The organism is Aliamphritea hakodatensis (genome assembly GCF_024347195.1).
Taxonomy (GTDB): domain Bacteria; phylum Pseudomonadota; class Gammaproteobacteria; order Pseudomonadales; family Balneatricaceae; genus Amphritea; species Amphritea hakodatensis.
Map to the genome: position 1 here is coordinate 4,891,650 of NZ_AP025281.1, position 25,854 is coordinate 4,917,503.

At 55.1% G+C, this 25,854-nt stretch carries 27 protein-coding genes; 9 read left to right on the forward strand and 18 right to left on the reverse strand.

Annotation, left to right across the window (positions count from 1 at the left end; translation table 11 throughout):
• Positions 1-138: 138 nt before the first annotated feature.
• The 9 genes from PCI15_RS22225 to PCI15_RS22265 all read right to left on the reverse strand — a co-directional run bounded on the left by PCI15_RS22225 (position 139) and on the right by PCI15_RS22265 (position 8,725).
• Entirely contained in the window at positions 139-2,010 is a 1,872-nt protein-coding gene (locus PCI15_RS22225) for a TonB-dependent receptor plug domain-containing protein (RefSeq protein ID WP_271272049.1), read from the reverse strand.
• A gap of 169 nt (positions 2,011-2,179) precedes the next feature.
• Positions 2,180-2,335 (reverse strand): hemin uptake protein HemP, encoded by a 156-nt coding sequence (gene hemP / locus PCI15_RS22230; RefSeq protein ID WP_271272050.1) that lies wholly within the window; start codon positions 2,333-2,335, stop codon positions 2,180-2,182.
• 196 nt (positions 2,336-2,531) lie between these two features.
• On the reverse strand, positions 2,532-3,743 hold the full coding sequence (locus PCI15_RS22235; RefSeq protein WP_271272051.1) for a tetratricopeptide repeat protein: 1,212 nt from the start codon (positions 3,741-3,743) through the stop codon (positions 2,532-2,534).
• A gap of 53 nt (positions 3,744-3,796) precedes the next feature.
• On the reverse strand, positions 3,797-4,546 hold the full coding sequence (locus tag PCI15_RS22240; protein ID WP_271272052.1) for a TonB family protein: 750 nt from the start codon (positions 4,544-4,546) through the stop codon (positions 3,797-3,799).
• Positions 4,546-4,956 (reverse strand): ExbD/TolR family protein, encoded by a 411-nt coding sequence (locus PCI15_RS22245; protein WP_271272053.1) that lies wholly within the window; start codon positions 4,954-4,956, stop codon positions 4,546-4,548. The genes PCI15_RS22240 and PCI15_RS22245 overlap by 1 nt, the downstream gene beginning before the upstream one ends.
• On the reverse strand, positions 4,956-5,465 hold the full coding sequence (locus PCI15_RS22250; protein ID WP_271272054.1) for a MotA/TolQ/ExbB proton channel family protein: 510 nt from the start codon (positions 5,463-5,465) through the stop codon (positions 4,956-4,958). Before PCI15_RS22250 ends, PCI15_RS22245 begins: the two co-directional genes overlap by 1 nt.
• A complete protein-coding gene (locus tag PCI15_RS22255) occupies positions 5,455-6,825 on the reverse strand; it encodes a MotA/TolQ/ExbB proton channel family protein (RefSeq protein WP_271272055.1) in 1,371 nt (456 codons plus the stop codon). Before PCI15_RS22255 ends, PCI15_RS22250 begins: the two co-directional genes overlap by 11 nt.
• Positions 6,822-7,598, reverse strand: a complete 777-nt coding sequence (locus tag PCI15_RS22260) for a DUF3450 domain-containing protein (protein WP_271272056.1) — start codon at positions 7,596-7,598, stop codon at positions 6,822-6,824. Before PCI15_RS22260 ends, PCI15_RS22255 begins: the two co-directional genes overlap by 4 nt.
• 203 nt (positions 7,599-7,801) lie before the next feature.
• The gene (locus PCI15_RS22265) at positions 7,802-8,725 is read right to left on the reverse strand and encodes a LysR family transcriptional regulator (protein ID WP_271272057.1); all 924 of its coding nucleotides are present in this window, start codon (positions 8,723-8,725) and stop codon (positions 7,802-7,804) included.
• 113 nt (positions 8,726-8,838) lie between these two features.
• On the opposite strand from PCI15_RS22265, the gene PCI15_RS22270 reads away from it, so the two are divergent.
• From PCI15_RS22270 to PCI15_RS22290, 5 genes are all read left to right on the forward strand, one after another.
• Complete coding sequence (locus PCI15_RS22270; protein WP_271272058.1) at positions 8,839-9,813, forward strand: Bug family tripartite tricarboxylate transporter substrate binding protein; 975 nt, start codon at positions 8,839-8,841, stop codon at positions 9,811-9,813.
• Between the two features lie 73 nt (positions 9,814-9,886).
• Entirely contained in the window at positions 9,887-10,357 is a 471-nt protein-coding gene (locus PCI15_RS22275; protein ID WP_271272059.1) for a tripartite tricarboxylate transporter TctB family protein, read from the forward strand.
• A gap of 5 nt (positions 10,358-10,362) precedes the next feature.
• Positions 10,363-11,880: a tripartite tricarboxylate transporter permease gene (locus PCI15_RS22280; protein WP_271272060.1), complete on the forward strand. Its 1,518-nt coding sequence runs from the start codon at positions 10,363-10,365 to the stop codon at positions 11,878-11,880.
• Positions 11,873-12,967, forward strand: coding sequence for a lyase family protein (locus PCI15_RS22285; protein WP_271272061.1), 1,095 nt, complete (start codon positions 11,873-11,875; stop codon positions 12,965-12,967). The genes PCI15_RS22280 and PCI15_RS22285 overlap by 8 nt, the downstream gene beginning before the upstream one ends.
• Before the next feature lie 268 nt (positions 12,968-13,235).
• A complete protein-coding gene (locus PCI15_RS22290) occupies positions 13,236-13,370 on the forward strand; it encodes a hypothetical protein (RefSeq protein WP_271272062.1) in 135 nt (44 codons plus the stop codon).
• Between the two features lie 68 nt (positions 13,371-13,438).
• On the opposite strand, the gene PCI15_RS22295 is transcribed toward PCI15_RS22290, so the two are convergent.
• The 5 genes from PCI15_RS22295 to PCI15_RS22315 form a co-directional block, all read right to left on the reverse strand.
• Positions 13,439-14,782, reverse strand: a complete 1,344-nt coding sequence (locus PCI15_RS22295) for a flavin monoamine oxidase family protein (RefSeq protein WP_271272063.1) — start codon at positions 14,780-14,782, stop codon at positions 13,439-13,441.
• Positions 14,783-14,797: 15 nt separating this feature from the next.
• Positions 14,798-16,099 (reverse strand): NAD(P)/FAD-dependent oxidoreductase, encoded by a 1,302-nt coding sequence (locus PCI15_RS22300; protein ID WP_271272064.1) that lies wholly within the window; start codon positions 16,097-16,099, stop codon positions 14,798-14,800.
• A gap of 11 nt (positions 16,100-16,110) precedes the next feature.
• On the reverse strand, positions 16,111-16,464 hold the full coding sequence (locus tag PCI15_RS22305) for a cupin domain-containing protein (RefSeq protein WP_271272065.1): 354 nt from the start codon (positions 16,462-16,464) through the stop codon (positions 16,111-16,113).
• A 124-nt stretch (positions 16,465-16,588) separates the two neighbouring features.
• Positions 16,589-17,614, reverse strand: coding sequence for an AraC family transcriptional regulator (locus PCI15_RS22310; RefSeq protein WP_271272066.1), 1,026 nt, complete (start codon positions 17,612-17,614; stop codon positions 16,589-16,591).
• 83 nt (positions 17,615-17,697) lie between these two features.
• Positions 17,698-18,075, reverse strand: coding sequence for a flagellar basal body-associated FliL family protein (locus PCI15_RS22315; protein WP_271272067.1), 378 nt, complete (start codon positions 18,073-18,075; stop codon positions 17,698-17,700).
• A gap of 359 nt (positions 18,076-18,434) precedes the next feature.
• On the opposite strand from PCI15_RS22315, the gene rsd reads away from it, so the two are divergent.
• From rsd to PCI15_RS22330, 3 genes are read left to right on the forward strand one after another with little or no spacing between them, the layout of a single operon-like run.
• On the forward strand, positions 18,435-18,914 hold the full coding sequence (rsd, locus tag PCI15_RS22320) for a sigma D regulator (protein WP_205659556.1): 480 nt from the start codon (positions 18,435-18,437) through the stop codon (positions 18,912-18,914).
• Positions 18,915-18,923: 9 nt separating this feature from the next.
• Complete coding sequence (locus PCI15_RS22325) at positions 18,924-19,904, forward strand: WD40 repeat domain-containing protein (protein WP_271272068.1); 981 nt, start codon at positions 18,924-18,926, stop codon at positions 19,902-19,904.
• Complete coding sequence (locus tag PCI15_RS22330) at positions 19,901-20,368, forward strand: hypothetical protein (RefSeq protein WP_271272069.1); 468 nt, start codon at positions 19,901-19,903, stop codon at positions 20,366-20,368. The genes PCI15_RS22325 and PCI15_RS22330 overlap by 4 nt, the downstream gene beginning before the upstream one ends.
• Here PCI15_RS22330 and PCI15_RS22335 read toward each other — a convergent pair.
• Genes PCI15_RS22335 through PCI15_RS22345 form a run of 3 tightly spaced genes read right to left on the reverse strand, consistent with a single transcriptional unit; the run spans position 20,352 to position 24,282 of the window.
• Complete coding sequence (locus PCI15_RS22335; protein WP_271272070.1) at positions 20,352-21,413, reverse strand: 3-oxoacyl-ACP synthase III family protein; 1,062 nt, start codon at positions 21,411-21,413, stop codon at positions 20,352-20,354. The genes PCI15_RS22330 and PCI15_RS22335 overlap by 17 nt on opposite strands.
• Complete coding sequence (locus PCI15_RS22340; RefSeq protein WP_271272071.1) at positions 21,413-22,126, reverse strand: vWA domain-containing protein; 714 nt, start codon at positions 22,124-22,126, stop codon at positions 21,413-21,415. The genes PCI15_RS22335 and PCI15_RS22340 overlap by 1 nt, the downstream gene beginning before the upstream one ends.
• A 53-nt stretch (positions 22,127-22,179) precedes the next feature.
• Positions 22,180-24,282, reverse strand: coding sequence for an efflux RND transporter permease subunit (locus PCI15_RS22345; protein ID WP_271272072.1), 2,103 nt, complete (start codon positions 24,280-24,282; stop codon positions 22,180-22,182).
• A gap of 143 nt (positions 24,283-24,425) precedes the next feature.
• On the opposite strand from PCI15_RS22345, the gene PCI15_RS22350 reads away from it, so the two are divergent.
• Positions 24,426-24,905, forward strand: a complete 480-nt coding sequence (locus PCI15_RS22350) for a YHS domain-containing (seleno)protein (RefSeq protein ID WP_271272073.1) — start codon at positions 24,426-24,428, stop codon at positions 24,903-24,905.
• A 66-nt stretch (positions 24,906-24,971) separates the two neighbouring features.
• Here the strand turns inward: PCI15_RS22350 and rpiA are convergent, their stop codons facing one another.
• Positions 24,972-25,643, reverse strand: coding sequence for a ribose-5-phosphate isomerase RpiA (gene rpiA / locus PCI15_RS22355; RefSeq protein WP_271272074.1), 672 nt, complete (start codon positions 25,641-25,643; stop codon positions 24,972-24,974).
• Between the last annotated feature and the right edge of the window lie 211 nt (positions 25,644-25,854).

The window sequence follows — 25,854 nt, forward strand, 5'->3', positions numbered from 1 at the left end:
TGTTGCCTGCTCACCAGGCACATCATCAAAAGTAGGTTGTTAACGCGCGATGCCGTGTTGCTTTAAAGGGGGAAAAACAACACGGCATACTGCTTACGCGGGTGGGCTGAAGCCGGTTACCGGCTCCGGCGCCGGTCCTCAGAAGTTATAAGAAAGTGATAACCGGTATTCACGGCCAACTTCCACCGCTTCGGTGTTATCCATCACCCGTTTATCACCGAGGTTATAAATCGATGCCTGTACATCAACGTTCTCTCCCAGATGTTTGGTGAAGCCGACATTCACCAGGGTATGGCTGTCAATTTCACTGGTGTTGGCAGCATCGTTGTATTGCTTACTGACCGAACGCACCGCCAGATACAGACTGCTGTCGATCGACGGCAGCATCTGGTTCAGTTTCAGGTTAGCGGTATGGCGGGGACGTTTGGTCAGTTCCTTACCTTCGTTGTCACCGCTCTTATTTTCGGTATCGAGGAAGGTGTAGTTAAAGCTCAGCTTGCTGGTGTCCGTCACTTGCCAGCCGGCAGATGCTTCCAGACCGTTGATCTGTGCCTTATCGACGTTGTTGTACTGCGCAATTGTAATCGGACCGCTGACAGTATCTGTGGTGGTGATCAGGTCATCGATATCGGTATTAAAAACCGCGACTGATGCATCAAAGGCATCACCGACATAGGCAAGGCTGACTTCCTTGGTTTCACTGGTTTCCGGCTGCAAATCATCGTTACCTTCATAACGGCGCGGGCCTGCCGGAATGACATACTGGCTGGAACCTTCCCGGATCGAAGGCGCGATATAACCGTGGGAATAACCGGCCTTCATGCTCCAGGCATCATTAATTTGCCAGTTCCAGTAAGCCTTCGGGCTGATCTCGCTGTCATAGCGGTTATGATCATCATATGAAGCTCCCAGCGTCAGGCTGTGGGCATCAGTCAGGTCGATACGGTCCTGCAGGTACAGCGACCAGGAACGGAATTCGTCAGCAAAATCACGGTCGAACCGGTCAGCACCTTCGATTCGCCGTTCAATACCCGCACTCAGATAGTGACTGTCATTCAGCGCACCATCGACATCCACTGAGTAGTTCTCTTCGGTGATCTTCCACTCATTGGTGCCTTCCGTCAGATCAGTCTTGCCTTTAACCGCGCCGGTGCTCAGGTTAAAACCGCTCACCACCGTGCTGTAATCCACACTGAATAAACGGCGCTCCTGATCCAGATCATTCTGCACAACCCTGCCCCGGCTGTTATCAATATCTTCACCGTCTTCGTCACCGGCAATGATGCCGAACTGTAACCGGCTGACTTCATCCAGATTAATGCCCAGATCCGCCTGCAGGTTTCTGACATCACGGGCAGATTTGATCGTCAGGCCGTCATCATCTTCAACCGCATCAGATTGACTCTTTTCCAGCGCGATGCTCAGATCCACGGTTTCACTCAGCGGGCCGGCGGCCGTCACGGTAATGCCTTCACCGTCGCCACCGCCGGAGCCATCAAGACGCTGGGCATCAACGGTCACCGAGCCACTCCATTCATCACCCGCCTGTTTGGTAATGATGTTAATCACACCGGACAGCGCATCTGAACCGTAAATGCTTGAGGCGGCACCGCGGATAATCTCGATCCGTTCAATGTTTTCCACCGGCACCCAGCTATAACGGTAACCCGGACCAAACGGCAGGTTACGGTCGCTGTTCGGGATACGCTTGCCATTCACCAGAATCAGGCTGTATTCCGCTTCCATGCCGCGGATTTTGATCACTTTTGAAGAATTGTTACCGGAAATGCCGGTGGTAATACCCGGGGCGGTTTCCAGTGCTTCTACCAGATTGGTTGCACCGCTGGCTTTGATCTCAGCGGCCGTCACCACACTGACCGATCCCGAATATTCTTCAGCGGTTACCGGTGCCTTAGCGGAGACTAAAATGGTGTTATCGTCTTCAGCCAGCAAATTTTGGGCGTGCGAAAGCAGCACAGCTGTTGCCAGCAATGAGGGAATGGTTTTCATAGTTAAATTGTCAGTTAGTTGTGTACGTAAACGTGCATCAGCATTCACTGATGCACCCTGATCATTCCTTTGAACGATCCACTAACTGGCTGCCGGTATGGTGGCTGGCTTAGCGGGGATATGTATTGCAGAAACTGCAGCGGATAACCTTGCCGGCTATCCGGTAAAATTACTTCGTCAGTATCAGCTTGCCGTTACGGGTAATGCGCAAGCGGTAATCTTCACCGTTGTGTACGATGATTACCTGATTGCTTTGCGACATCAGCTCCTGAAGCTGAATCCGTCTTTCTTCCTGCGAAGCAACTACAACGGGTTTATCGGTCACTTTTTGATTCTCTTACTGAACAGATTTAGCGTGGAGACAAATTCAACAAACGCTATTCTTAATGATAAGTATTATCATTTAATCATTTCATAACAATATTAGCAACCGCTTTACGGGGATCCGCTAATAACAAAAACGTTTAAATACAGAACTAAAATATTGCAGGCAGTTACTCTGCAATACAGGGAACAGCGTGTTAAGCCGGATTATCAGTGTCTTTCTGCAGCGTCTCAATATAGCTCAGCCAGTTATTCGCACTGTCCTGAGCTGACGGATATTCGCTGGCGCGCTGGAAACTCTGCCGGGCTTTGTCCAGCTGAGCATCATTCAGGCTGGCCATGCCCTGCATAATGTACAGCTGGCCGGTGTTATCCGGTGCCGCCGCAATGGCCTTACCCAGTGCCTGATAGGCAGCCCGCCAACGCCGCAACTGCATATTCACCTGTGCCAGCTGCTGATACATAAGGGTACTGTCCGTCCGCTCTGCCAGCATTTCCAGCAATGGCCGCGCGGCCTGATAATCTTTGGCTAAAAGATACGCCTGCACCAGCATCTTCTGTGTCTGGCGATTGTTTTTCAGCCGCGTTGCGGTCAGTGATTCACGGATGATCTCCACAGCCCGCTGCGGCGATCCTTCCTGAATCAGTAATTGCGCCAGCCAGCGCACGTACTTATCGCTCTGCAACACCCCTTTAACATAAGCCCCACGCAGGGTTACCAGTACCGATTTGTCATCGTTCTGTTGCTGATATCCGTAAGCCAGTTGCTGCCAGAAAAACGCATTTTCCGGCTGACGGGTCACCAGCACTTTGAGTAAATCCGTCGCCTGCTTAAACTGTTTCAGACGCCAGTGCGCCACCAGCTGTACCTGATACCAGGCATCCGGTGGTGAGGCATGCAGGGCAATGGCCTGCCGGGCAGCGGGAATCACCTTCTGCCAGTCTTTCAGTGCACTGTAAGCCTGTGCCTGCATCAGGTAATCATTAGCCCCGGGCTTCCCCCCCGCCTGTTGCCAGGCTGAGAAATTTTTCAGGCTGCGCTGCCACTGCTCAGTCTGATAACTCAGCTGAGCAATGTTGTGCAACAGCTGCAGCTGCCTGGGTTTTTCCAGCTGTTTGAGCTGATACGCCTGGCTGAATGCCTGCAGCGCCCCGGCATAGTTCTCTTGGGCAAGACGTACCGCGCCGGACATATGTAATGCCTGCGCCCGGGCATAATCTGACAGTTTTCCCGCTAACAGACTGTCCACCTGCTTCAGCGCCTGACCGTATGCCCCGTCATTGTAAGATTCGTGAACCGCCAGCAGCTTTTTATACACACCCGGCGACAGCGCCTTCGCCATGACCGGCGAGATCATTGCCATTGAAAAACTGGCCAGCAAAGCCAGTAGCAGTATGCGCACTTTCATAACTTAAACCTGTTTTCTATCGCTGCCGGACTGACGCCCGCGCAGCACTCAGATTATTTTTCAATCTTAAACTCCAGCCGCTGCCGGGTACGGTAAGGGCTTCCGGTAGCCGCATACCGCCAACCGAGAATGGCGCGCCGCACTACCTTGTCGAAGACTTTTTTAGGCTGAGACTCAACAATTCTGAAGCTGTCCGGTAACACATTCCCACCGGCATCCACCTCATATTCCGCCACCACATAACCCTGTACCTTGCGCCGCAACGCACGGCGGGGGTACTGAGGATTCACCCGCACCTGGGGTGCCGCAGAGACATTCATCGGCAACTCGGCTGACATAGCAGAAGGCGCCAGTACTGGTGTCGGTTGGGCGTCGGTGGGCGGCGCAGGGGCCGCTACTGTTTCCACAGGTTCCGCGACAGGCTCCGGCTTCGCCGGTTTTGGCGGTGTCGGTTTAGCCACCTCCAGCTGATCCGTATGGGGCGATACTTTAAGTGCCATATCCAGATCAATATCCGGTAAATCCAGCTTCACGGCCACCGGCTGGATATCCAGCTGGGGCTTAAGATCCACCTCCGGCTGATCGGGCCTTGGCTGAGGCTGTGACAACTGCGGCGGTGTCAGGGCTTCCCGCTGGCGTACCTGCAACTCATCATCGAAGCGCAACTGCTGCATATTCAGCGTCAGGGTTTCCTGAAGCACCTGTTCAACCGGCACGCCAATGCCGGCCAGCCGGGCCATGACCAGAAACAGCATCAGCGTGACCAGCAGCGCCAATGGCACAAACGCAATTTGCCGGACCATTAACCGTCTTCCCGGGTAGCCACCGCCACCTGCTCAATGCCCATCAGATTAATCACATCCAGCACTTCAATTAACAACCCGGTACCGGCGTCTTTATCTGCCTGAATCAGCACACCAAGATTCGGCTCATCGGCCCGTAACCGTTCCAGTGCAGGACGTACCATACGGATATCCAGTTGCTGCTTGTCCAGCCAGATCTCACCGTCTGCGGTAATTGCGATACGCGCGCCCTGCGCTTTCACCGGCTCAGCACTCTGCGCCTGCGGCCGGTTAATTTCGACGCCGGCATCACGGACAAAGGTGGTGGTCACAATGAAAAAAATCAGCATGATAAAAACGATGTCGAGCATCGGGGTCATATCAATGCCGGATTCGTCTTCCTGCATTTCAAAATTCGGTCGAACGGCCATCAGCAGCGGCTCCGCCAGTTATTACTTAAGATATTCAAACGTTGCCACTGTTGCTGGCTGTAACGCTTTAAACGGCCATAAAACAACAGTCCGCTGACCGCCAGCACCATGCCGGCCATCGTCGGCAGCGTTGCCTGAGCAACCCCGGCAGCCATCAGACGGGGATTAGCCGCCCCCCGCAATGCCAGCACATCAAACAGCTGAATCATGCCCACCACCGTGCCCAGCAACCCCAGCAAAGGGCACAGGGCAATCAGGGTTTTGATCATTGCCAGTGATGTCTGCAGAGCAACATTCGCCGCGCATTTTTGCTGCAAAAAGCTGCCATAGCTAGTTGCGGTCTGACAGTCCCGCAGCATCTGCGGGAAGCTGCGCACCAGAAACCAACAACGTTCCAGTAACAACGTCCACAACAACAGCGCCAGCCCGGCCAGCACCAGCAATACCGGGCCGCCCGCCTGGAAAAACTCTTCCAGTATCAGTTGCATAAACTGTGTATCAGGCAGCATTGGCCGCCTCCGGATACTCCTCCGCTAACACTTCCGGCTGCTGCGCTTCTTCACGTTCCACCAGAATCGCCAGACTCTTCTGCTGCAGGAACTGCAGGGTACGGCGGGTCCGGGAAAACAGATGGCTGTGGCAGAACAGTAGAGGAATGGCGACACACAGCCCCAGCACCGTGGTGATCAGCGCCTGAGAAATACCGCCGGCCATCATCTTCGGATCACCGGTACCGAACAGGGTGATACTCTGGAAAGTACCGATCATACCGGTTACTGTGCCCAGCAGACCCAGCAGCGGCGCAACCGCAGCGATCAGTTTCAGTATCGCCAGCCCCTGTTCAAGCTTCGGGGTTTCTGCCAGCAGGGCCGAATCCAGACGCACTTCCATATCTTCGCGGCTACCGCCGGCCTGTGCCGCCAGTAACAGACGTCCTAACGGGTTGTCTTTACGCGGATTCTGTACCGCCGCCAGCTGACGGCGAATCCGCAAGCCGGTGTAAGTACTGACCAGCAAGCGCCAGAGCGCCACCAGTAAACCGACAATCCCCAGCCCGATAATCAGATAACCGACACCGCCGCCCTGTTCAATACGCGCCTGCAGCGTCGGTTTGAGTGACAACAACTGCAGCAACCCGCCCCGGTTAGGATCAACCAGTAAGGTATCGCCTTCTCCGCGGACAAACTCAGCAGCCTGTGCACGGACCGAACTGTCCGGCTGGCGGGCCAGCTGTTTCAGCCGGTCATCGGCATACACCAGAAACTCACCGTCAGCGCTAACCGCATTGAACGCCCCCACCCTGACCACTTCGGTGTTATGGGTTTCGCCACTGGTCATCACCACAGGGGCCTCAAACGCTTTAACCTGTCCGCTGTAAATCAGCTCCTGCTGAAACGTTTGCCAGAGCGCTTCCAGCTCATGACGGGTCAGCACTTCCTGCTGGCCGCTGAATTCCAGCCGCTCTGCCCGGCCGGGCAGCTCTGCGCTGATCAGCGAGTCCATCAGGACGCCCTGCAGGTCTTTGGCCTGCTGCTTAACCACACCAAAAATTTCACCCAGTTGACCGGTGCGGTTTTTCAGCAGGTTCTGCTGTTCTGCCAGCAAGGACTCCTGCTCATCGAACAGGGTTTTCAGGTCTGTCTGTCGCTGCTGGCTGGCGGCCAGCCGTGCCTCCGCCTGCTGCAGCAATTTAACCTGCTCCCGGCTGGATTGCCGGAACGTGGCCAGCCGCTGCTGATCGGTAGCCTGCTCCCGGGCAACCCTGTCCTGAACCGTATTTAACAGCGCCTGCATGTCAGCTTCTGCCGCGGAGGCATTTACCGCACTGCCCAGCAGTAAAACGGTTGCCAGTACACAACTCAGTTTCATGGCTGTACCTCCTGAGTAATCGCCGGTAAAGGCAACGTCAGCAGATCAGGGACCACCTGCTGCCGCGCCAGTTGTATCGCTTTGTGAACCGCAACATTCTGGCTGTCCGGCAGGTTATCCCACTGGCCTGAGCCGGCATTCCAGATACCGCTTTCCTGACCATCCCGGGTCTGGTAATACAGTGCCGTGCGCCCCAGGCGGATAAAGTTCACTTCCCGGCTGCCAGCGGCGTTTATCAGCTCGCCGCTGTAAGCTTCCAGCGTGCGGCCATACTCCACCTCGGTCTGATAGGCATTGAGTAACTGGCGGTATTTTTCCGCCAGGCTGACATCGGCCCGGTTCAGCAAGTTATCTAACCTTTGCAGACGCTCTTCACGCTCGCTCTGCAGGAAAGGTAAGTCGGCCTCAACAAAACGTCGCAGCCCTGCCTGCATCTGCTCCAGCAGTGGCAGGACAGTCAGCTCGGTCTGTTCCAGTGAAGCCAGCTGCTGTTCAGTGCTGTTCAGCTCTTCTTGCTGGGCACTGATCAGTTTTGCCAGCTGACGGTTATAAGCATCCAGCAGATCCGCCTGACGCAGGGTATCCAGATACTGCTGATGATCAGCAACCGTTTTGCTGTCCAGCGCATCAATTTGTTGTTGTTTGGTGACCGCCTGCTGTTGAGCGTCAGCAAGGGTTTTCTGGGTTTTTTCCAGTGCAGCGGCGCCGGAAACAGCAGACCAGAAGCAAGCAATGCCCGCTGAGAAAGCGAGCAGATAATGACGGGAATTCATGGCTGATTAATCTAAATGAGAATGATTGATCTTTAATTTAGCATACCAATAATACTAAATACCAGTACAAAACAATCACTGCCCGGCATTTAACCAGTCATAACAAAGATAAGGGGATTGGTGGGCTGCAGTAGAACTGCTCAGCTTACAAACATGTTTATCCACAGATTTTGTGCATAAACTTTTCAGCTGCGATTGTCTGTTCAGCGCGTCTCAACCGTTTCAATGTCCGCGAACGCGGCAGCCAGCCTGTGTGCCTGTATCCGCAACTGCTCAATAAACGCCTCTCTGGCCGGGGTTGCCACACTGGCTTTAGGATAGAGTAAACCGAAGGCCATCCAGCGCTTGGGGATAATGGGCACGGTGACAATTTTATCCGTACCGATATTCGCAGCCACCACCTGATCCGCAATGGTGATACCGGCTCCCTCTGCCACCAGTTGGCAAGCCACCTGAGAAGAAGACACATCACAAAGATGCCGGGGCACAATGCCCACGGCACTGAAAATGTCATCCAACTGATCGCGCAACAGCAAGCCCCGCATCAGCCGGATGACCGGATATTCCGCCAGATCTTCCGCCCGCAGTGCCGAATGCTGCGCCAGCGGATGCCCGGCAGGCAGAATCGCCACCGGCCGGGCTCTGAGTAACACTTCGGTGTGAATGTCCGGATGATCCACCGGTAACGCCCCAACGCCGATGTCATATTCCCGGCCCACCAGCCACTCCCCGGCTTCCCGGCGGGCCCGCACATCCAGGCTGACATTTATATCCGGATGTTGCTGTAACAGCGCCGCCACCGCCGGCGATGCCAGTGCCTGCGACACCCGGGGCATGGCAATTACCCGCAGGATCTGCGTCCGGCCGGCGCGGATTTCTGCCACGATTCTGGGAACTTCATCAAGATTATCGAGAATCCGCCCGGCTTCCCGGTAAAACGCCATGCCTTCTTCAGTGGGGGTCAGGTTACGGCCGGAACGGTCGAACAGATCCAGTTTCAGCTCACCTTCCAGTGAGGTGATCAGGCGGCTCACCGCCGGCTGGCTGAGGTGCAGTTTTTCCGCGGCAACGGCCAGCGAGCCACCGCTCAGGGTTGCCCTGAATGCGCGTAACGCTTTGATATTCATATCTCACACCCCAACACTTTACGTATACGCAAACAAATTAAACATTTTTGCATTTTTAGTAAATGAATATTGCTGCTAATTTGATCAGTATAAGAAAAATAAGGAGACTCATTATGCAACGCCGTTCCTTCTTCAAAAAGCTGGCCACCGGGCTGGCCCTCACACTCGCTGCCGGTACGTTTGCCACGGCCACTCAGGCCGCCGACTGGCCAAAGCGGCCGATTAACATCATCGTGCCTTATAAAGCCGGCGGCGGTACCGATGCCTATGCCCGGGCACTTGCAGCGGCTGCCAAAGACGTTTTCAAAGTCCCGGTTGTAGTAGTTAACAAGCCCGGCTCCGGCGGCCTGAACGGTGCCAACTCCGCCGTCAATGCCAAACCGGACGGCTACACCTTTATGATGACCTCCGGTGGGTCTTTCCTGCTCTCAACCCTGACCCGCAAGACCCGGCTGGACGCACTGGAATCATTCCAGTTCGTGGCCCAGATCGGTCTGCTGCAAACCTCTCTGATGGTGCCGGTGAACAGCCCGTTCAAGAACGTTGCTGACGTCATTTCCGCCGCCAAAGCTAACCCGGAAGATCTGCGCTGGGCCCACTCCGGCCGGGGCGGATTCCACTTTGTCGGCGGGCTGGGCTTTATGCAGAAAAACGGCATTCAGGTGCAGGACGTACCCTACAAAGGCGGCGGTCCGACCCGTGCAGCTCTGATCGGCGAACAGGCAGATTTCGGCTTCCTGGGGGTGCAGCAACTGGCAGGCTTTGAAGGCCAGCTCCGTGCGCTGGCCGTCAACAGCGATGCCCGGGACGCGATCATGAAAGATGTGCCATCCTTTGGTGAACTGGGCATCCCGTTTGCTGCAGTATCCTCACCGGTGATTGTATTCGCCCCACAGGGAACCCCCGCTGACATCATCAGCCGGATGGAAACCGCACTGGAAAAAATTGCCGCCAAACCGGAATTTGCAGAGCTGCTGATCAAACGGGGCACAGGCCCGGTCTACCAGCCCGGCAGCCATGCAAAAACCACGCTGACGGCCATGAAAGCAGACGCCGCCCCGCTGGTCGAAGGCTTAGCCAAAAAGTAACGCCTGCTTCTGAAACCGGGGCCTGAGCGGCTCCGGCATAATGCTTTTTTACACTGACTTTCCGGGAAAGGTTATGGCTATTCGAAACATCTGTGAAGCACTGGTGCTGGCATTGCTCAGTGCAGTCGCTGTCTGGGGTGCCCTGCGGGTACCCGACGCTTCCCCGGGAGAAACCTGGGCAGGCATTGTGCCTTTCGGTGCCGCGGTCGCACTTGGGATTATTGCCGCCATCAGCCTGCTGGACGCGCTGCGTAATACCCACACCGAAACAACCGGGCAAAGCAATCAGGGTGCCCGGGATGTAATCATCCTGTTTATCATTGCGGTGCTGTATCAACAGTCGTTCAGCTGGTTTGGCTATCTGTTACCCACAGCCATTGTGGCACCGCTGGCCCTTTATCTGTTTGGCGTACGCAGCCCGGCAGGGCTGGCGCTGTCAGTGGTGCTTTGCCCACTGGCCTTCCACGTTATTTTCTTTATGTTGCTGGGCGTTTACCCACCGTACGGTGAAGTATTCGACCTGAACGAATTCATTCAGGGGTAAGTATTATGGAAATTTTTCCGGCCCTGCTCTCTGTCATTACCGATCCGGTATTGCTTGGTGCCATTTTACTGGCGGCGGTCGTCGGCATGATCGTCGGCGCCACCCCCGGCCTGACCGCATCCGCCGCCATTGCGATGCTGCTGCCGATTACCTTTCACATGCCACCGCTGTTTGCACTGGCGTTTCTCTACGTGATCGGCAAATCCGGCCGCTACGGCGGTTCGATTGCTGCCATTCTGTTTAACACCCCGGGTACTGCCGCGTCGGCCGCCACCCAGATAGACGGTTACCCGCTGGCCCGGGCCGGTAAAGCCGGCAAAGCCATGAAAGTTGCGACCATTTCCTCCGTCATCGGTGATTTTATGGGCGACATTATGCTGGTTATCGGCGTCGGCTTCATTGCCGCACTGGCCCTGAAGCTCGGCCCGCCGGAAATCTTTGCCGTATATTTTGCAGCCTTCGTGGTAATTGGCTCGGTGATCGGCAATTCCGTTCTCAAGGGGCTGGCATCCGCCCTGCTGGGGATCATTATCGCCATGATAGGTATCGACCCTATTTCCGGCGAAGAACGCTATACCTTCGGCATGTTTGAGCTGTCCAACGGCATTGGTCTGGTACCTCTGATGATCGGCGTGTTCGTGCTGGGCGAAGTCTTTGCCCAGATGGAAGAACGCCGTAATCAGCCGGCAAAAATCACCAGCAACGAAACCACCGACCCGGACGGTAACCAGCTCAGCTGGGAAGAATACAAACCCTGCCTGCCTCACGCCCTGCGCGGCGGTGTAATCGGTGCTGCCATTGGCGTCCTGCCCGGTTTGGGTTCGGCCATTGCCGCGTTTATTTCCTACGGTGAGGGCAAACGCCGCGCCAAGGACCCTGAACAGTGGGGCAAAGGCAAGCTGGAAGGCGTTGCCGCACCGGAAGCGGCCAACAATGCGGTATCCGGCCCTTCAATGGCACCTTTACTGACTCTGGGAATTCCCGGCTCAACAATTGGAGCGATTCTGTTAGGCGTATTCCTGATCCACGGTATTCAGGTGGGGCCGACCCTGTTCCTGACCGATAAAGAACTGGTTTATCAGCTGTTCGCCTGCGGTATTCTCGGCATCTTCGCCTACGGCCTGATCGGTTACTTCGGTGCAACCAGAGTTTCACGGATCATTCTGAAAATCCCAACCCAGGTGCTCTATCCGCTGATTTTTCTGACCGCCTTCATTGCCGCCTTTTCAGCCAGGGGATCGCTGTTCGACGTGACAGTGATGACCTGTGCAGGCTTTGCCGGCTGGCTGATGCGTAAATATGAATTCAATGTCGCTGCATTTGTGATCTCTTTTGTGCTGGCAAAAGGGGCTGAAGAAACCTTCCGTCAGGCCATGCTGATGTCTAAAGACGGTGCCATGATCTTCATTGAACGGCCCATTGCACTGGCATTCCTGATATTAGGTATCGCCGCCATTGCCTTACGGGTGCGCAGCATCATGAAACAGCGGCGCAAGGTTAAAGGAGCGCTGGCCGATGCTTAACTGGGCGCTGTACGAATCCTGCTTTTCTACGCTGCACATGCGCCAGATATGGTCTGAAGAGGCCATGCTGAGCGCCTGGCTGAAGGTGGAGCAGACGTTGGCCCGCTGTCAGGCGGATCAGGGGCTGATTCCCCCGGAAGCAGCAGAACGTCTGGCTCAGCTTTCCGCCTGCCAGCTAAATGAACAGGCCCTGCAGGACAAGATGCAATTAGTCGGCCGGCCGATTGTCGGGCTGGTTGAGCAACTGCGCCAGTTGCTTGGCCCTGATCACGCACCCTATGTGCATTATCTGGCCACCACGCAGGACATCATGGATACCGCCACCATGCTGCAGATTCAGCGGAGCATTACTGAAATCCAGCTGCAGCTTGAAGCCGTACTGATTCAGTTACAGCGGCATTCACAGGAACAGCGGCATTCCCGCATGCTTGGCCGGACCAACGGCCAGCACGCAGTGCCCCTGCACTTCAGCACTAAGCTGGATGTCTGGATTGCCGAGCTGAAACGTCGCCGGGACAGCCTGCAATACACCACCAGCCATGGTCTGATGGTACAGGTCGGCGGCCCGGTGGGAGATCTTTCCGCCTACCCGGACAGCTCCGGACAGGCAGTAAAAGCGGCCATGGCAGACACACTGAATATGGGCTTTGCTGATCCTCACTGGCAAAACGCCCGGGACGGCATTGCCGATATAATCATGGCGCTGGGCAGCCTTAGCGCCAGTCTGTGTAAGATCGCTCAGAATGCTAATCTGCTGGCGTCATCCGATATCGGTGAAATCAGTGAAGGCCACCGGAATGGCCGCGGGGCGTCCTCCTCCATGGCACACAAGAAAAATCAGCGGGCGTCGGAGTTTGCCGAGGCCTGCGCCCGGCTGGCCCGTCAGCGGGCAGAACAGATCGGTGAGCTGACTTTACAGCAGCACGAGCGGTCCGGCGGGGCAATGATTGGCGAATGGCTGGTGATTCCGGAAGTCTTCCTGCTGTGCTCCGGTGCCCTGATGTGGACCGAGAAGCTGTTCGCCGGGCTGCAGGTGCACAGCGATGTCATGCAGCAGCATATAGAACAACATACTGCGTCTCTCTGAGCACACCACAAACACCGCCCTTTACAGGCCTGCCGCTATGCCCCGGCAGGCCTTTTTTATGCATTCCTCAATCTGGGTAATTATCTGCTCAAAAATCGGGATTGATTCAGCACCGATGCTGGCGGTTAAAAAATGACCTGCTATAATTCCCGGCCTTCAGATGAGAGAACTGGCTGTCCCCGTCTGGAATACCTTTAAAAAATTAAGCCTCAGACAGAGGCCACTGTAAGCACACAGTGAACCGACTGGCATCAGTCAAGGATGAAACATGTACGCCCGCGACCCGCAACAGCAGCCTGTTGAAACGCACACCAGCCCCAGCACCACCAATCAGACTTCCGGCAGTACTGACCTGGCGATCAATACCAGCGACAGTTCCGTGTATCAGCTCAGCTGTGACTGATCCGCAACCGTGATACAGAAATGCCGTCTTCGTGACGGCATTTTTGTTGCTGTATCCAGCACTTCCTCTCACCGCAAACGCTGAATACGCCGTGCTTCCCGAAGCCCCGACAAATAAGCACCCTGGGTTGTGGCGGGGTAGTCACTGCTGGTTGCCTCTCCGGCGAAAAACACCCGGTCGGCCATCGGAGCAGCCAGATCTTCACGCTGTTCTGCCCGGCCGTTCACCGGGGTATAGGAATACGCCCCCAGCGAAAACGGATCGGCCTGCCAGCGGGTGATATGCACATCAACCGGCGCAGGAATATCATCGCCATACAGCGTTTTCAGCACGCGCATTGCATCTTCAGTCACAGCATCATCTGACTGCTGCTCCAGTTCCCGGGCATATTCGGCGGCATTAAACGCCAGCAGGACCGGTTTACCGGAATACTTATAGACGTTGTACCATTCCGCAAAGCGGCCCTCTTGCTCTCCCGCATACTGGATCAGATCGGTATCCTTATCCTGTTTCCAGAACACCTCAGGAAAGGTCAGCCAGACTTTATTCAGCAAGCCCATCGCCAGATCATCAATCGCACGGCGCTTACTTTGCGGCAACGCCGGTTCAAACCGGATAGCCCCCGCTTTCAGCACGCCCAGCGAAACCGTCACCAGCACCCGGTCGGCAATAAAGGTTTCCCCCGCGTCGACCTCAACCTGCCGGTCAGAATAGCGAATCGCCGTCACCGGCCGGTTCAGCCGAATATCCAGCCCATCCGCCAGATAATCGGTAATCCCGTCATAACCATCAGTGAAAAGTACATCTTCACCGGGCATATCTTCCCCTTCATCGTAACCTTCGATGCTCAGCCGTTCTGCCTCGCCGGCATACTCATGCTCCATTTCAGTATTCAGCAAAAATGCAATTTGCCGGTCGCTGAGAAAGTCCAGCTCGCCATCCTTGCGGGCCTGTTGCACGGCATCCGCAACCGACGCAAAAGGATGCTCTTCCAGATACGCTTCAGCATAACGTTCAAAGACTGCCTGATAACGGAAGAACGCCTCGCGGCTGATCTCATCACGGCTGCCATCCGCCCCGTAAATCACTGCATTTTCATACCGGGTAATATCCGTCATGCCGGTACCGGATGCTTCAGCCAGCGCCGTAATGGGATTACCGTCAATACCGTGAATCCAGCCAGCGCCCATGTCATAGGCGATGCCTTCACTGCGCAGCGTCCAGATCCGCCCGCCAATCCGTTCCCGGGCTTCCAGTACGGTGACATCAAAGCCCTGTTCCTGCAGATCCTTCGCGGCGGCCAAACCGGCGATACCGGCCCCCACCACAAGTACCCGTTCCTGTGCTGCCAGCTGTAAACTGAATAAACAGCCCGCTACCAGTAATACACTGCGTTTCATAAAATCAGTCATCTTGTTCTCCTGCCGTCAGCCGGTTAAATCCCGCAGCGCAAAATACAGCATCGCCAGTGCCAGCCCGGGCTTACGTAAATACGTGCCGCCGGGATAGTTACGGTGACGAATCCTGCCAAACAGGTCGAAACGACCGGCCTCACCGGCAATCGCCTGCGCCATCAGTTTACCGGCCATATTGGCCATCAGAATCCCATGACCGGAAAAGCCATGGGCATAGTAGAGGTTATTTCCCAGCCGCCCGATATCAGGCATACGGTTCATCGTCACCGCGATATTGCCGCCCCAGCAATAATCAAACTGCGGATCAGGCAACTGAGGAAAAATATGTTTGATCCGGGCGCGCATCACCTGCTGCAGGTTTGCCGGCTGTTTCTGTGTCAGCCCGGTACGGCCGCCAAACAGTAACCGGCCATCGGCAGACATCCGGTAATAACTGGTCAGATGCTTACTGTCGGCAACCGCCATGTTGTTGCGGATCAGTTCGCCGGCCTGTGCGCCTAAGGGCCGGGTGGCACAGATATAGCTGCCTACCGGTAAAATGCGTTTTTCGATACCCGGTAACAGATTGGCCAGATAAGCATTAGCGGCCACCACCACCTGCCGACAGTGAACCCTGCCCCCGGACGTCACCACCCGGGGGCTGCTGCCCTGCTGTATGTCCAGCACCCGGGTTGCAGAAAACAGCTGTGCGCCTGCTTCCCGGGCCGCACGGGCCAGCCCCTGAGCATAATTCAGCGGATGCAGATGCCCGCCCCGGGGATCAAACCAGGCGCCGTGATATACCGGGCTGTCCAGTTGCTCACGCAATTGCTCACGATCCAGCATCTGCAGGGAATAGTTATATTCACCGGCCAGCAGCTCACAGGTTTCCCTGAATTCATCCATATGTTCCGGGCGGGCCGCCAGTTCCGCCTGCCCGGCCACCAGATCACAGTCAATCCGGTATTCGCTGATCCGGTCACGTACCAGCTGTAAGGCATCCACCGAGATCTGAAACGCTTCCCGGGCATCTTCCCGGCCCATCAGCTGTTCCATGGCCTGCGGTGTCGCCCCGTAGCCCACGATTAACTGACCGCCAGCCCGCCCTGATGCGCCCCAGGCCATCGCTTCCGCGTCCAGCAACACCACACTGAATCCCTGCAGGCTCAGTTCAAGCGCAGCGCTCAGCCCGGTCATGCCGCCACCGACAATACAGACATCTGCTGTCATATCGCCTGCCAGAGCCGGGTCTCCCGGCGCTTCTGCAGCCGTTGCCGCATAATAGGAATCCGGATATACCGGACTGCCTGACCGGCTTGAAATACGGTTATTCAAGCGCCTCTCCCTTACTGATGAACAATGAACACTTTGCGGCTTGGCTGGTGAATCTCCCAAATTCCCAGGCTGTTGGCCGGAAAATACAGCAGGTCACCGGCCCGGATGTCAGTCGTCACCCCGGCTTCGTCGGTATAGCTGCAATGCCCCGCCAGGAAGTAACACATTTCTGCCTGCTCAATCTGCCGGCGCCAGCGGCCGGGGCTGGCTTCCCATACACCCACTTCCACACGGTCATCATCAAAGGTTTGCGCCAAACCGCGCAGCTTAGAGGCCGGACCATCCTCAGGCACCGGTGTATCGCCCCAGTCATCCAGTGCTTCTGTCACTGCCCGCTGTACCCCGGCCATCTTGAAAATTGCCATCACTCCACCCTTTGGTCATTGCTATGAACCCTGATTGTGCCGTCGGTAAGCGCGGCAACACAGCGGGTAAAAGGGACAACAAGGGGTGATATCCGGCCAATTTTTTATCAGTTATGGCCATTTACTACTCAGATGGCTGCTGCCGGTATGCTTTTGGTGTGACCCCCGCCCAGCGGCGAAAGGCCGCCCGGAAATTCGCCACATCCCGGTATCCCAGTTGCAGGCCGATAGTGGCGACTGTCAGTTGGGTGGTCAGCAGTAAATGTCTGGCCCGTTCAAACCGGACCTGATCCAGCAGTGCCTGAAAGCTGCTGCCCTGCAGGGCTAAACGGCGTCTCAGTGTGCGGGGCGATAATGACAACTTTGCGGCTGTTTCCGGCAGGGTGATTTTGCCTTCATGCTGCCGCAAGAGACTTTCGACCCGGGCCGCCACACCGGATTCGGTTTGCAGGGCCTTGATACGGTTTTCACACAGCTCATTCATATACTGGCTGTATTCGGGATGGGCAAAGGGAATCGCCCGGAGACTGTCTGCCGCAGACAGACACAGCATATTGTCCGGCTGACCGTAACGGACTTCACAGCCAAGCTGCTCTGCCCAGTGTTGCTGATATGCTTCACTGACCGTGTGGGTAAAGCTGATCCGATGGCAGCGTACTGTGTCGGCCACCAACTCTGCGGATACCGCCAGTAACATCGCAAAACAGCTTTCAGCTTCGAACACCGACGTCACGGCATCCGTCGGAGCCGGTTGCATCAGCAGACTTAACTGTCCGTCCTGCTCCAGCAGACGAAAACGGCCGGAATAGCTCAGTAAACGGCTATGCCTGACCGCAACCCGCCAGGCATCACCCAGACTGGTGGCGCTCATCATCGCCACACCGAGAATGCCAAAGTCTTTAAGGGTCTGGCGCAGACCGTGTTTTAACGCCAGATAGGGATCACAGTTCAGATTGGCAATGCGCACATACAGGCTAAGTTCCTGGTGCAGCGATAAGCGAATTGCCGGATCAGCAAATTCATCTGCTGACAAGCCCAGCCCCTGCAGCAGTTCATCCAGTTCCAGCTGCTGATGACAGACCAGATCATCCGCCAGTTGCTTGATCTCCAGCCCCAGCCAGATGCGGGGTTCAGTGTTGTCCGGTTTCATCGTATGTTCACACCCATCACTGCAGACATAAAAACGGCGCCGGGTTCGTTAAAACAGGGCGCCGTCATGATCACGTCTGACCGTCACTGGATAACAAAGCTGGTAAAGAACAGATCCGAAACAAAGGCTTCGCCTTCTTCGGCCAGCAGCACTTTTTGCACCGCCGCCAATAAGTCTTTTGCCAGTGCATCCTGTGCTTCAACCGACTTCAGCTGGCTTTCCTGCTTATCGCTCAGAATCATCAGCACTTCATGGCGGATTTCCGGCTTATAGTAGTTAACCGCATGGTGTGCGGCAGGCGTAGCCACCTGAACAGTCACCTGGCACTTGAGAAAACGTAATTTACCGGTGCTGGAAAAGTTAGCAATAAAAGGCTTCATCTCAATATAATTGATGTAATCCTCAGGTACAGCTTCCTCTTCATCCGCCGCCCAGACCGGCGTTACAAAACAGGCCATCATCAATATTAAAAACCAGCGACGCAGCATAGTTCACCTTTCCCCGTACAATTTATCTGATCGCATTAATTATCACAGTAATCAATGACTTTTGCCCACATTGCGCTAGCAGACATCCCCAAAGTGGCACCAGTATACCGCGAACCTCTGCGGTTGCCATATAGCTGATCCTTGCCACCTGCAATCCGTTGGGATTAGTATGTATCGCAGGGATGGAAAAACCAGATAATCAGGCAACTGCCCGCCTGGCTCCGCCGTCGAGAAAACGGACCTGCGGCACCTGTCTGATGTCTTCACTTGGAGACAGCACCTGCAGGACAGCGGTATCTTTCTGCGGGTTTCTAAACACAAGGAACACCACCATGTTAGAAAAATGCAAAACCGCTCAGGAACGTTGGGGCGGTGTGAGTGAAATCATCGATAACTGGCTCACCGAGCGCCAACAACTGATCAGCCACTTCGTCAGCCTCCCGCAGACACCGGTCAATGATCTGGCGGCGCCCATCCAGACTTTCTGTCAGATCCTGATGGACTATCTGTCTTCCGGACACTTCGAAGTCTACGAGCAGCTGCTGAAAGAAGGCGGTGAGTTTAACGATGGCAGCCTGGAAGCCGCCCAGGATCTGTTTCCAAAAATCCAGACAAATACCGACGAAGCGCTGGATTTCAATGACAACTTCTCCAGCTTCAACGGCGAAACACTGAAAGATATGCAGGAACTGGCAGACCGCCTCTCCCATCTTGGCGAGTCACTGGAAGAACGCTTCTCTCTGGAAGACCAGATGATCGAAATTCTGCATATCGCCCATAAAGATCAGGTTTACGACACCAGCACTACCTAAGGAAGCATAATGGGGAATTCTGTTCGCGCATTTGCCACGGCACTGTTAAGTGCCGGGCTGTTATCCGGCTGCGGTTCCGGAGATGCGCCCAGCAAAACCTTCGAATACGCCCAGAAAGGCGCCTATTCGGCAGAAATATCCCCCACCGGTAAATTCACCGTGCTGGGATCGTTTAACCACGGTGGCAGCTTGTGGAATAATCTGCAGCAGGAACGCCTGTATAACTGGAATCACGCCAACGGCGAATACACCATCATTGCTGCGACCGCATTTGCACCGGATGAGTCCTACGCCGCGACAGCAAACCAGCAGGACCTGGTCCTCTGGAGCCTGCAGGATGGCCGCCCCGCCGGTTTCTGGCGATCTCCGGCTGAAATTCTCGGCATGGATTTATCCCCCAATGGCGATTATGCCTTGCTGGGTCTGGCAGACCATACCGCAGTCTATTTCGACATTAAAAACGGCGGTGTTAAACGTACCCTTGGCCATCAGGCCCGGGTAAAAGCCGTCGACCTCAGCGAAGATGCTCAGTTTGCCCTGACCGGCTCCGATGCCTGGAAAACCAGATTCTGGAACGTCGAAACCAACGAGTTATTACACACCATTGAACTGGGTAACGTGGTTGATACGGTGGCACTGGCCCCCAACAACGAAAAAGCCTTCAGTTCTGCCAGCCTGGATGACGCCATCATCTGGAATACCAAAACGGGTAAGATCATTCACACCCTGACCGACAACCGGGACCTGTTTGCCCGGCGCGTCACCTATACGGCCGCAGAGTTTTCTGCCGACAGCCAGCGGCTGCTAACCGGGACAAATTCCGGTTCGGTTCAGCTCTGGAATGTTGCCACCGGTGAGCAGCTGCGTGAGTGGGCCATAGAAAAACGCGACGCTTACGGTCCGAACAGCACGGCGGTTTACGCGGTAGGCTTTGGTCAGGGTAAGTATTACGCGGTGGGCTCCAACGGTCTCTTCAACGAGCTGAAATGACCCGCATCAGCCCTGAAAAGGCCGCTGCTGAATATGGTATGCAGTGCCACCACGAGCAGATGCCTAACGGCGAAACCCGCTTTCGCCTGAGCGGCAATGACGGCAGCGGTTATATCAAAACAGTGGCGGGCCAGGAAGGCGCGTGGCAAAACAGCCACCGGCATCAGCACATTACCGAAATCTACATTGTTCAGTCCGGCTGGATGGCCATGGCGTACGCCACACAGGACAACACACAGATACAGCTGGAACGGCATCTGGCCGGTGAGATCATCCGCATCGGCCCGGGTATCCGGCATAATACCTATCTGCCGGCACACGCAGTGATACATGTCATCAAACAGGATATTCCGGCGAACGGCGACTGGATTGCAGACCCTGAGCTCGATTCACTCAGCAAACCCGTCAGCGAAGCACAGATATTGCAGCAAACCGGAAACAGCGACCTCAGTGCTGGTAAATAAACCCGCCGTACATATATTTGGTGGCTTCGGCACCCAGCACCAGTACCCGCTGACCGCGTTTTAACCTGCCCGATAAAATCAGCCCGTTAAGACTTGCCCAGATTGCTGCGGAACCCAGATTCCCCCAGCGACAGGCATCGTTCACGATCCGCTCCCGGGGTAGCTGCAGATACTCACTCAGCAAGGCATCAATATGGCCATTGGCCTGATGAGGGAGGATAAAATCAAACTCATCCAGCGAGAACCCCAGCCCGGTCACCGCTTCTATTCCTTTGAGAAACAGCTGCGGACCCGCTTCCCGGACACTGTCTGCCCGGTGTAAGAAATAGGGCAGTTTCTGTTCACACACCGGCCGGGCAGAACCGCCACCGCATAATTCAAAGCCGGGGGCCTTGTGCAGCCCGATGTGGCCGCTGAAACAGTGACTGATGATCTGCTCATCACTGCCGTCGTCCCGGTCCAGCACAACCGCCGCTGCGGCATCCCCCATCTGTACATAGTTGATTAACTGGGCGGTGTCGATAAAGTCAGCGGCAATGTCAAAAAACACCGAGCCCACTTCTGTACCGACAATACACACCGGCTGCATCTGCGGATTATGGTGCAGCATCGGCACCGCAATCTGCAATGCACTGGCGAAACCGGTACACGCCTGTCTCAACTCCATGTAAGGGGCCTGCAGCTCCAGCTCTTCAGCGATCCAGGCGGCACTCGAGGGTAACAGGGTATGGGGAGACGCCGTATGGGAAATCAGATACCCCAGTTCCGTATCCGCAGGGCAGCTGCTCAGGGCCTGACGGATCGCCCGGGCTGAGAGCACCGGTGCCGTTTCCTGGGGTTCAGATAAGGCGGCATCCAGCCGGCGGCTCACATACCGCCCCTCAATGCCTAACCGCCGGGCAATAATCCGTGCCTGACGGGCGGTTTTCCGGTCACATAGCTGTTCCAGATGATCCAGCAACACATCATTACTGATGTGCTCTCCCGGAAAGGCGTTGCCACAGCTACGCAGTTTTACCCGGCCGGGTGCTACCTGAACACTCATTATGCTGCTCCTTTAATTGCTGAACCGGATACCGGTGCCATCTGTACCAGACGCTGAAACAGTGCATCGGCATCAATGCCCAGCATCTCAAACGCCGCGGTCTGTTGTTGAAGTAGACTCACCAGCCCCTGATGAATACAGAAATCCAGCGGTGGCTGTTCATATATATCCTGCTGTAACCGGAGCGCATGACGCCTGGCAATGCTGACATGCCGCGCCTCATCCCGCTTAATCAGGCTGAAAAGCCCGGCTGCCGCCGTGCCTTTAATGCTGCTGTTGGCAACGGCATTCATCAGCACACACACGCAGGCGTCCAACTGACTGATGGTGTAAAAGTGCCGGGCGACGCTATCGCTGGCCTGCTGAATACGGGCGTAAAATAACTGTGCCTGGCGTTTCAGGCGGTGGAGATTCTCATACTCGGGAACTTGCTGCAGCAGGCGCTGTAATGCTATTTCGTGAAGCCGTTCATCCGCTTCGATCTGCGCCAGATAAAACTGGGAATCTTCCCGGCGACTGTACTCCGTATGAAAGACATGAATGGCGGACTGCTCCCCGCACAGTAACAGTGGCACCAACCGGGCCAGTGCCGTCTGCTGTAATGCAGACAGCCCCACAGACAAGTCCGGATGGCGCTCCAGCCAGTGCCGCACCGGATGATTATCCGGTTCGGTAATAGATGCTTCTGGTAACGGAAAACAACGCTGGTTCATATAAGGGTCCGGTCAACATAACGGTCAGATAGCCCAGCATCTATATTAAGGATTTACCTGAAATGCCGCTGAAAAAAGCGCATTTTTAACAGGCCCGGCAATAAATACATATCCGCCAGTAAGGCGATAAAGATAATCACAATGCTGAACAGGCTGATCTCAAAGATAGGCTTAAAATCCGATAACAGGCCAACCGTTAAGGCCAGAATCATGGTCAGGCTGCTGATAAATACGGCCGGAATGACATCGGTCCAGAGCCGTTGCAGCGCCGCCGCTTCCGGCTCACTGCGACGGTAACGGCGATATTTAAATAAGATATGCAGGCTGTCATCCACGATAATGCCGATAATCATGCCCATGACCACCGCACTGCCCAGGGTAATCGCGCCGCCACTGATACCCAGCAATCCATAGGCAAGAATCAGCGGGGCAAAATTGCAGATAAACACCAGTGTCATCAGCCGCCAGCCCCGGAACATAAAGCCGATAAACAGACTGATCGCAAACAGCGCAACGAGCAACGATAACAACATACTGCGGGCGTTACTGATACTCAGATGCGCAAACATCAGATCTGCACTGCCACCGGTATAAATATTCAGGGTACCGGGGTTCTCCTCAACCCACTGACGGACCCGGTCATCAAAGGCGATCATCGCCCGGGCGCTTTGCTGGGGCATACGTACCCTCAGCTTGAGCATATGGGTATCCGGGTTATACAACTGTTCCTCAACCAGCCGCGTCCAGCTGTCCGGCTGTTTCAGTGCGCCACTGCCGGGCACAACTTTCAGCACCTCCGGCTGCGCTTTCAGCCAGCCGGTAAAGGCATCAAGGGTCTCCAGATCCGCCGGCGCGAACGCCCGCCCTTCCCCGGCGCTGATCACATAGCTGATACCTGACGCCCCGGAAAGCTCCTTATCAATAATATTCACCGACTGACGAAAACTGTAATCTTCCGGAAAATATTCATAGACGTTGTCATCCACGGTCAGTTGCGTCAGCCCCCAGCCCCCCAGCAGCAAGAGTAATACCGCGGCACTCACCACCCGCTTCTGGCCACCGCAGGATAAGCGGGACACATTCAGCCGGGCCATACAGCCGGCAGCCACCTCTGCCGGTGGTGCAAACCGGCGTAACCCTGCCTGTAACCAGCTGATCGTCAGCAGGTAAGACACACCCAGCCCCACCGCCGCGGCAATCCCGGTTACCATCACTGGCGGAGAAGGGCTGAACAGCAGTGCGAGAAAGCCCACTGCGGTCGTCAGACAGCTTAAAGTCAGGGGCTTAAGGTTCATCTGAAAACTGTCTTTCACCGCCTGCTCTGCACTTTTACCTTCGGCCCGTGCCTGATAAAACGACAGCACGTTATGCATGGCGGTTACCAAACTCAGACCAATGATAATGATCGGCGTAAAGGCATTGATGGCGGTGACGGAATATCCCATCCAACTGATGGTCCCAAAGGCTGCCAGTGTGGACAGCGTCCCCACCCCCATCAGCATCAGGGGAATGGCGAAACGCCGGAAACTCCACCATAACAGGCCAAACATAATCCCCAGCAGCACAGGAATAAAATATTTCAGATCATGGCGAACGGTATCGATGTAAGCGTTATTCAGCGCCATAGTACCGGACAGATACCCGGCAATATCATCCGAATAAGCAGCATCCACCAGTGCGGTCACCTGGCCGTTGAAGGCCAGAATCTGCCGGGCAGATTTACGGTTCTGCAACGCCACGTCCAGCACGATCAGGGCGGTACTGCTGTCGGCCGAAATAAAGCTGCCATCGAGCGCGGTGCGGGCCCGGGGGCTGAGGAAGATGTTCGACTTCAGCTTCAGAGCGGTTAAAAATCCCCGCACCCGGACGACTTCCGGCAAACCTTCCAACTGTTTATGTAAATCCCTGCTCTGACGGTAAAAGCCGTCTGCTTCCAGCAATGAACCACCATCTTTACGCTGCACCACCACCAGCAAACGCTCTCTGCTGGTAAAATTTTCCTGTAAACGCTGATATTCGGCAAACAACGGATCTTTCTGATCAAAATAGGCCAGAAAGCTGGCATTGGTTGTCAGGTGCTGTAACCCGGCAATGGTCAGCAACAGCAGCAGCAACATGGCAAGGTTCAGATATTTTTGTCCGGAAAAAAGCTGCATCAGCAGTGGCTCCACATTTAATGACGCACAATTCAGTTTGTTTTCACGTTGGAACGGCAAGCTGTAAATCCGTTCATTCATCAGATAGCAGGTAGATTAGCCTTAGTCTGCCTGACTGTGACATACAGACAGAGGATAAAACCATGTTCATTCACCGACTCACAACAGGTTTTGGCCAGTACTGGCGGATCCTGACAGTTATTTTCTTTGCATCCGTACTGTCAGCCTGCACCAGTCTGGCTGATCAGCCAGTTTATCAAAACGAAGCAGGCGCCCTTGAGGGCCATGATCCGGTAGCCTATTTCACCGAAGGTAAGCCTGTTAAAGGCTCAGCAGCTTTCGCCAGCCAGCGTGACGGCACCACCTGGTATTTTTCCAGCGCAGAAAACAAAGCCCTGTTTGACGGCAACCCGGAAAAGTATTCACCACAGTACGGTGGCTACTGCGCCCAGGCAATGGCCCACGGTTTAGTGGTTTCTTCCGATCCGGCCGCTTTCACCATTAAAGATGACAAACTGTTCCTGAATTACAGCCTGGGTGTTCGCCAGACATGGCTGGAAAATGTCGATGCAAACATCAAAAGCGCCGACCGGGAATGGCAGAAGAAAACCGCCAATCCATAATTAAGGCAAGCAAACAGCAGACAAAAAAAAGCCGTTGCTGAGCAACGGCTTTTTTATTTTGGGCTGTCAGGCTGTGATTTCCACCACGCCTTCCGGCGTTCCCATCAGAACGATATCCGCACCGCGCTGGGCAAACAGACCGTTGGTCACCACACCGACGATGTTATTCAGATGGTTTTCCAGCTCTTTCGGCTGTTCGATTTCCAGACCATGTAAGTCCAGAATGATGTTACCGTTATCGGTGACAAAACCATCCCGGTACACCGGCTGACAATCCAGTTTCACCAGTTCACGGGCAACCTGGGAACGGGCCATCGGAATCACTTCAACCGGCAGCGGAAATGCCCCCAGCAGGTCAACCTGCTTGCTGGCATCCACAATGCAGACGAATTCCTTCGCCACCGCGGCAACAATCTTCTCACGGGTCAGTGCACCGCCGCCGCCTTTTACCAGGTTCATCCGGCTGTCGAATTCATCAGCACCGTCGACGTACACTTCCATCTGATCAACCGCGTTCATGTCATATACGGTAATTCCGTGACCTTTAAGGCGCTCAGCAGTCGCTTCTGAACTGGCCACGGCACCGTCAAACAGATGCTTAATTTTCGCCAGTTCATCAATGAAGAAATTGGCAGTGGAGCCGGTACCGACCCCAACAATGGAATCCTGACCCAGCTTACCCTGAATATGTGCCACAGCTGCCTGTGCCACTGCTAATTTCATTTCGTCTTGTGTCATGCCTGCTACCCGTCAGAATGAGAAATAATTGTGCGAATTATACGCAGCATTGACGACCGATGTAACAGTCAGGCCCTGCCGGATAAAACTATACTGAAAAGACGCTAAACTGCAGGCTTCCCTAGACGCCATGGCCGGTAACTTGTAGCATTTGCCCCCTTAAACCGAAGAAAGTACCGGATTTTGCCTGCAAAATTCAGGCACCCGCAAA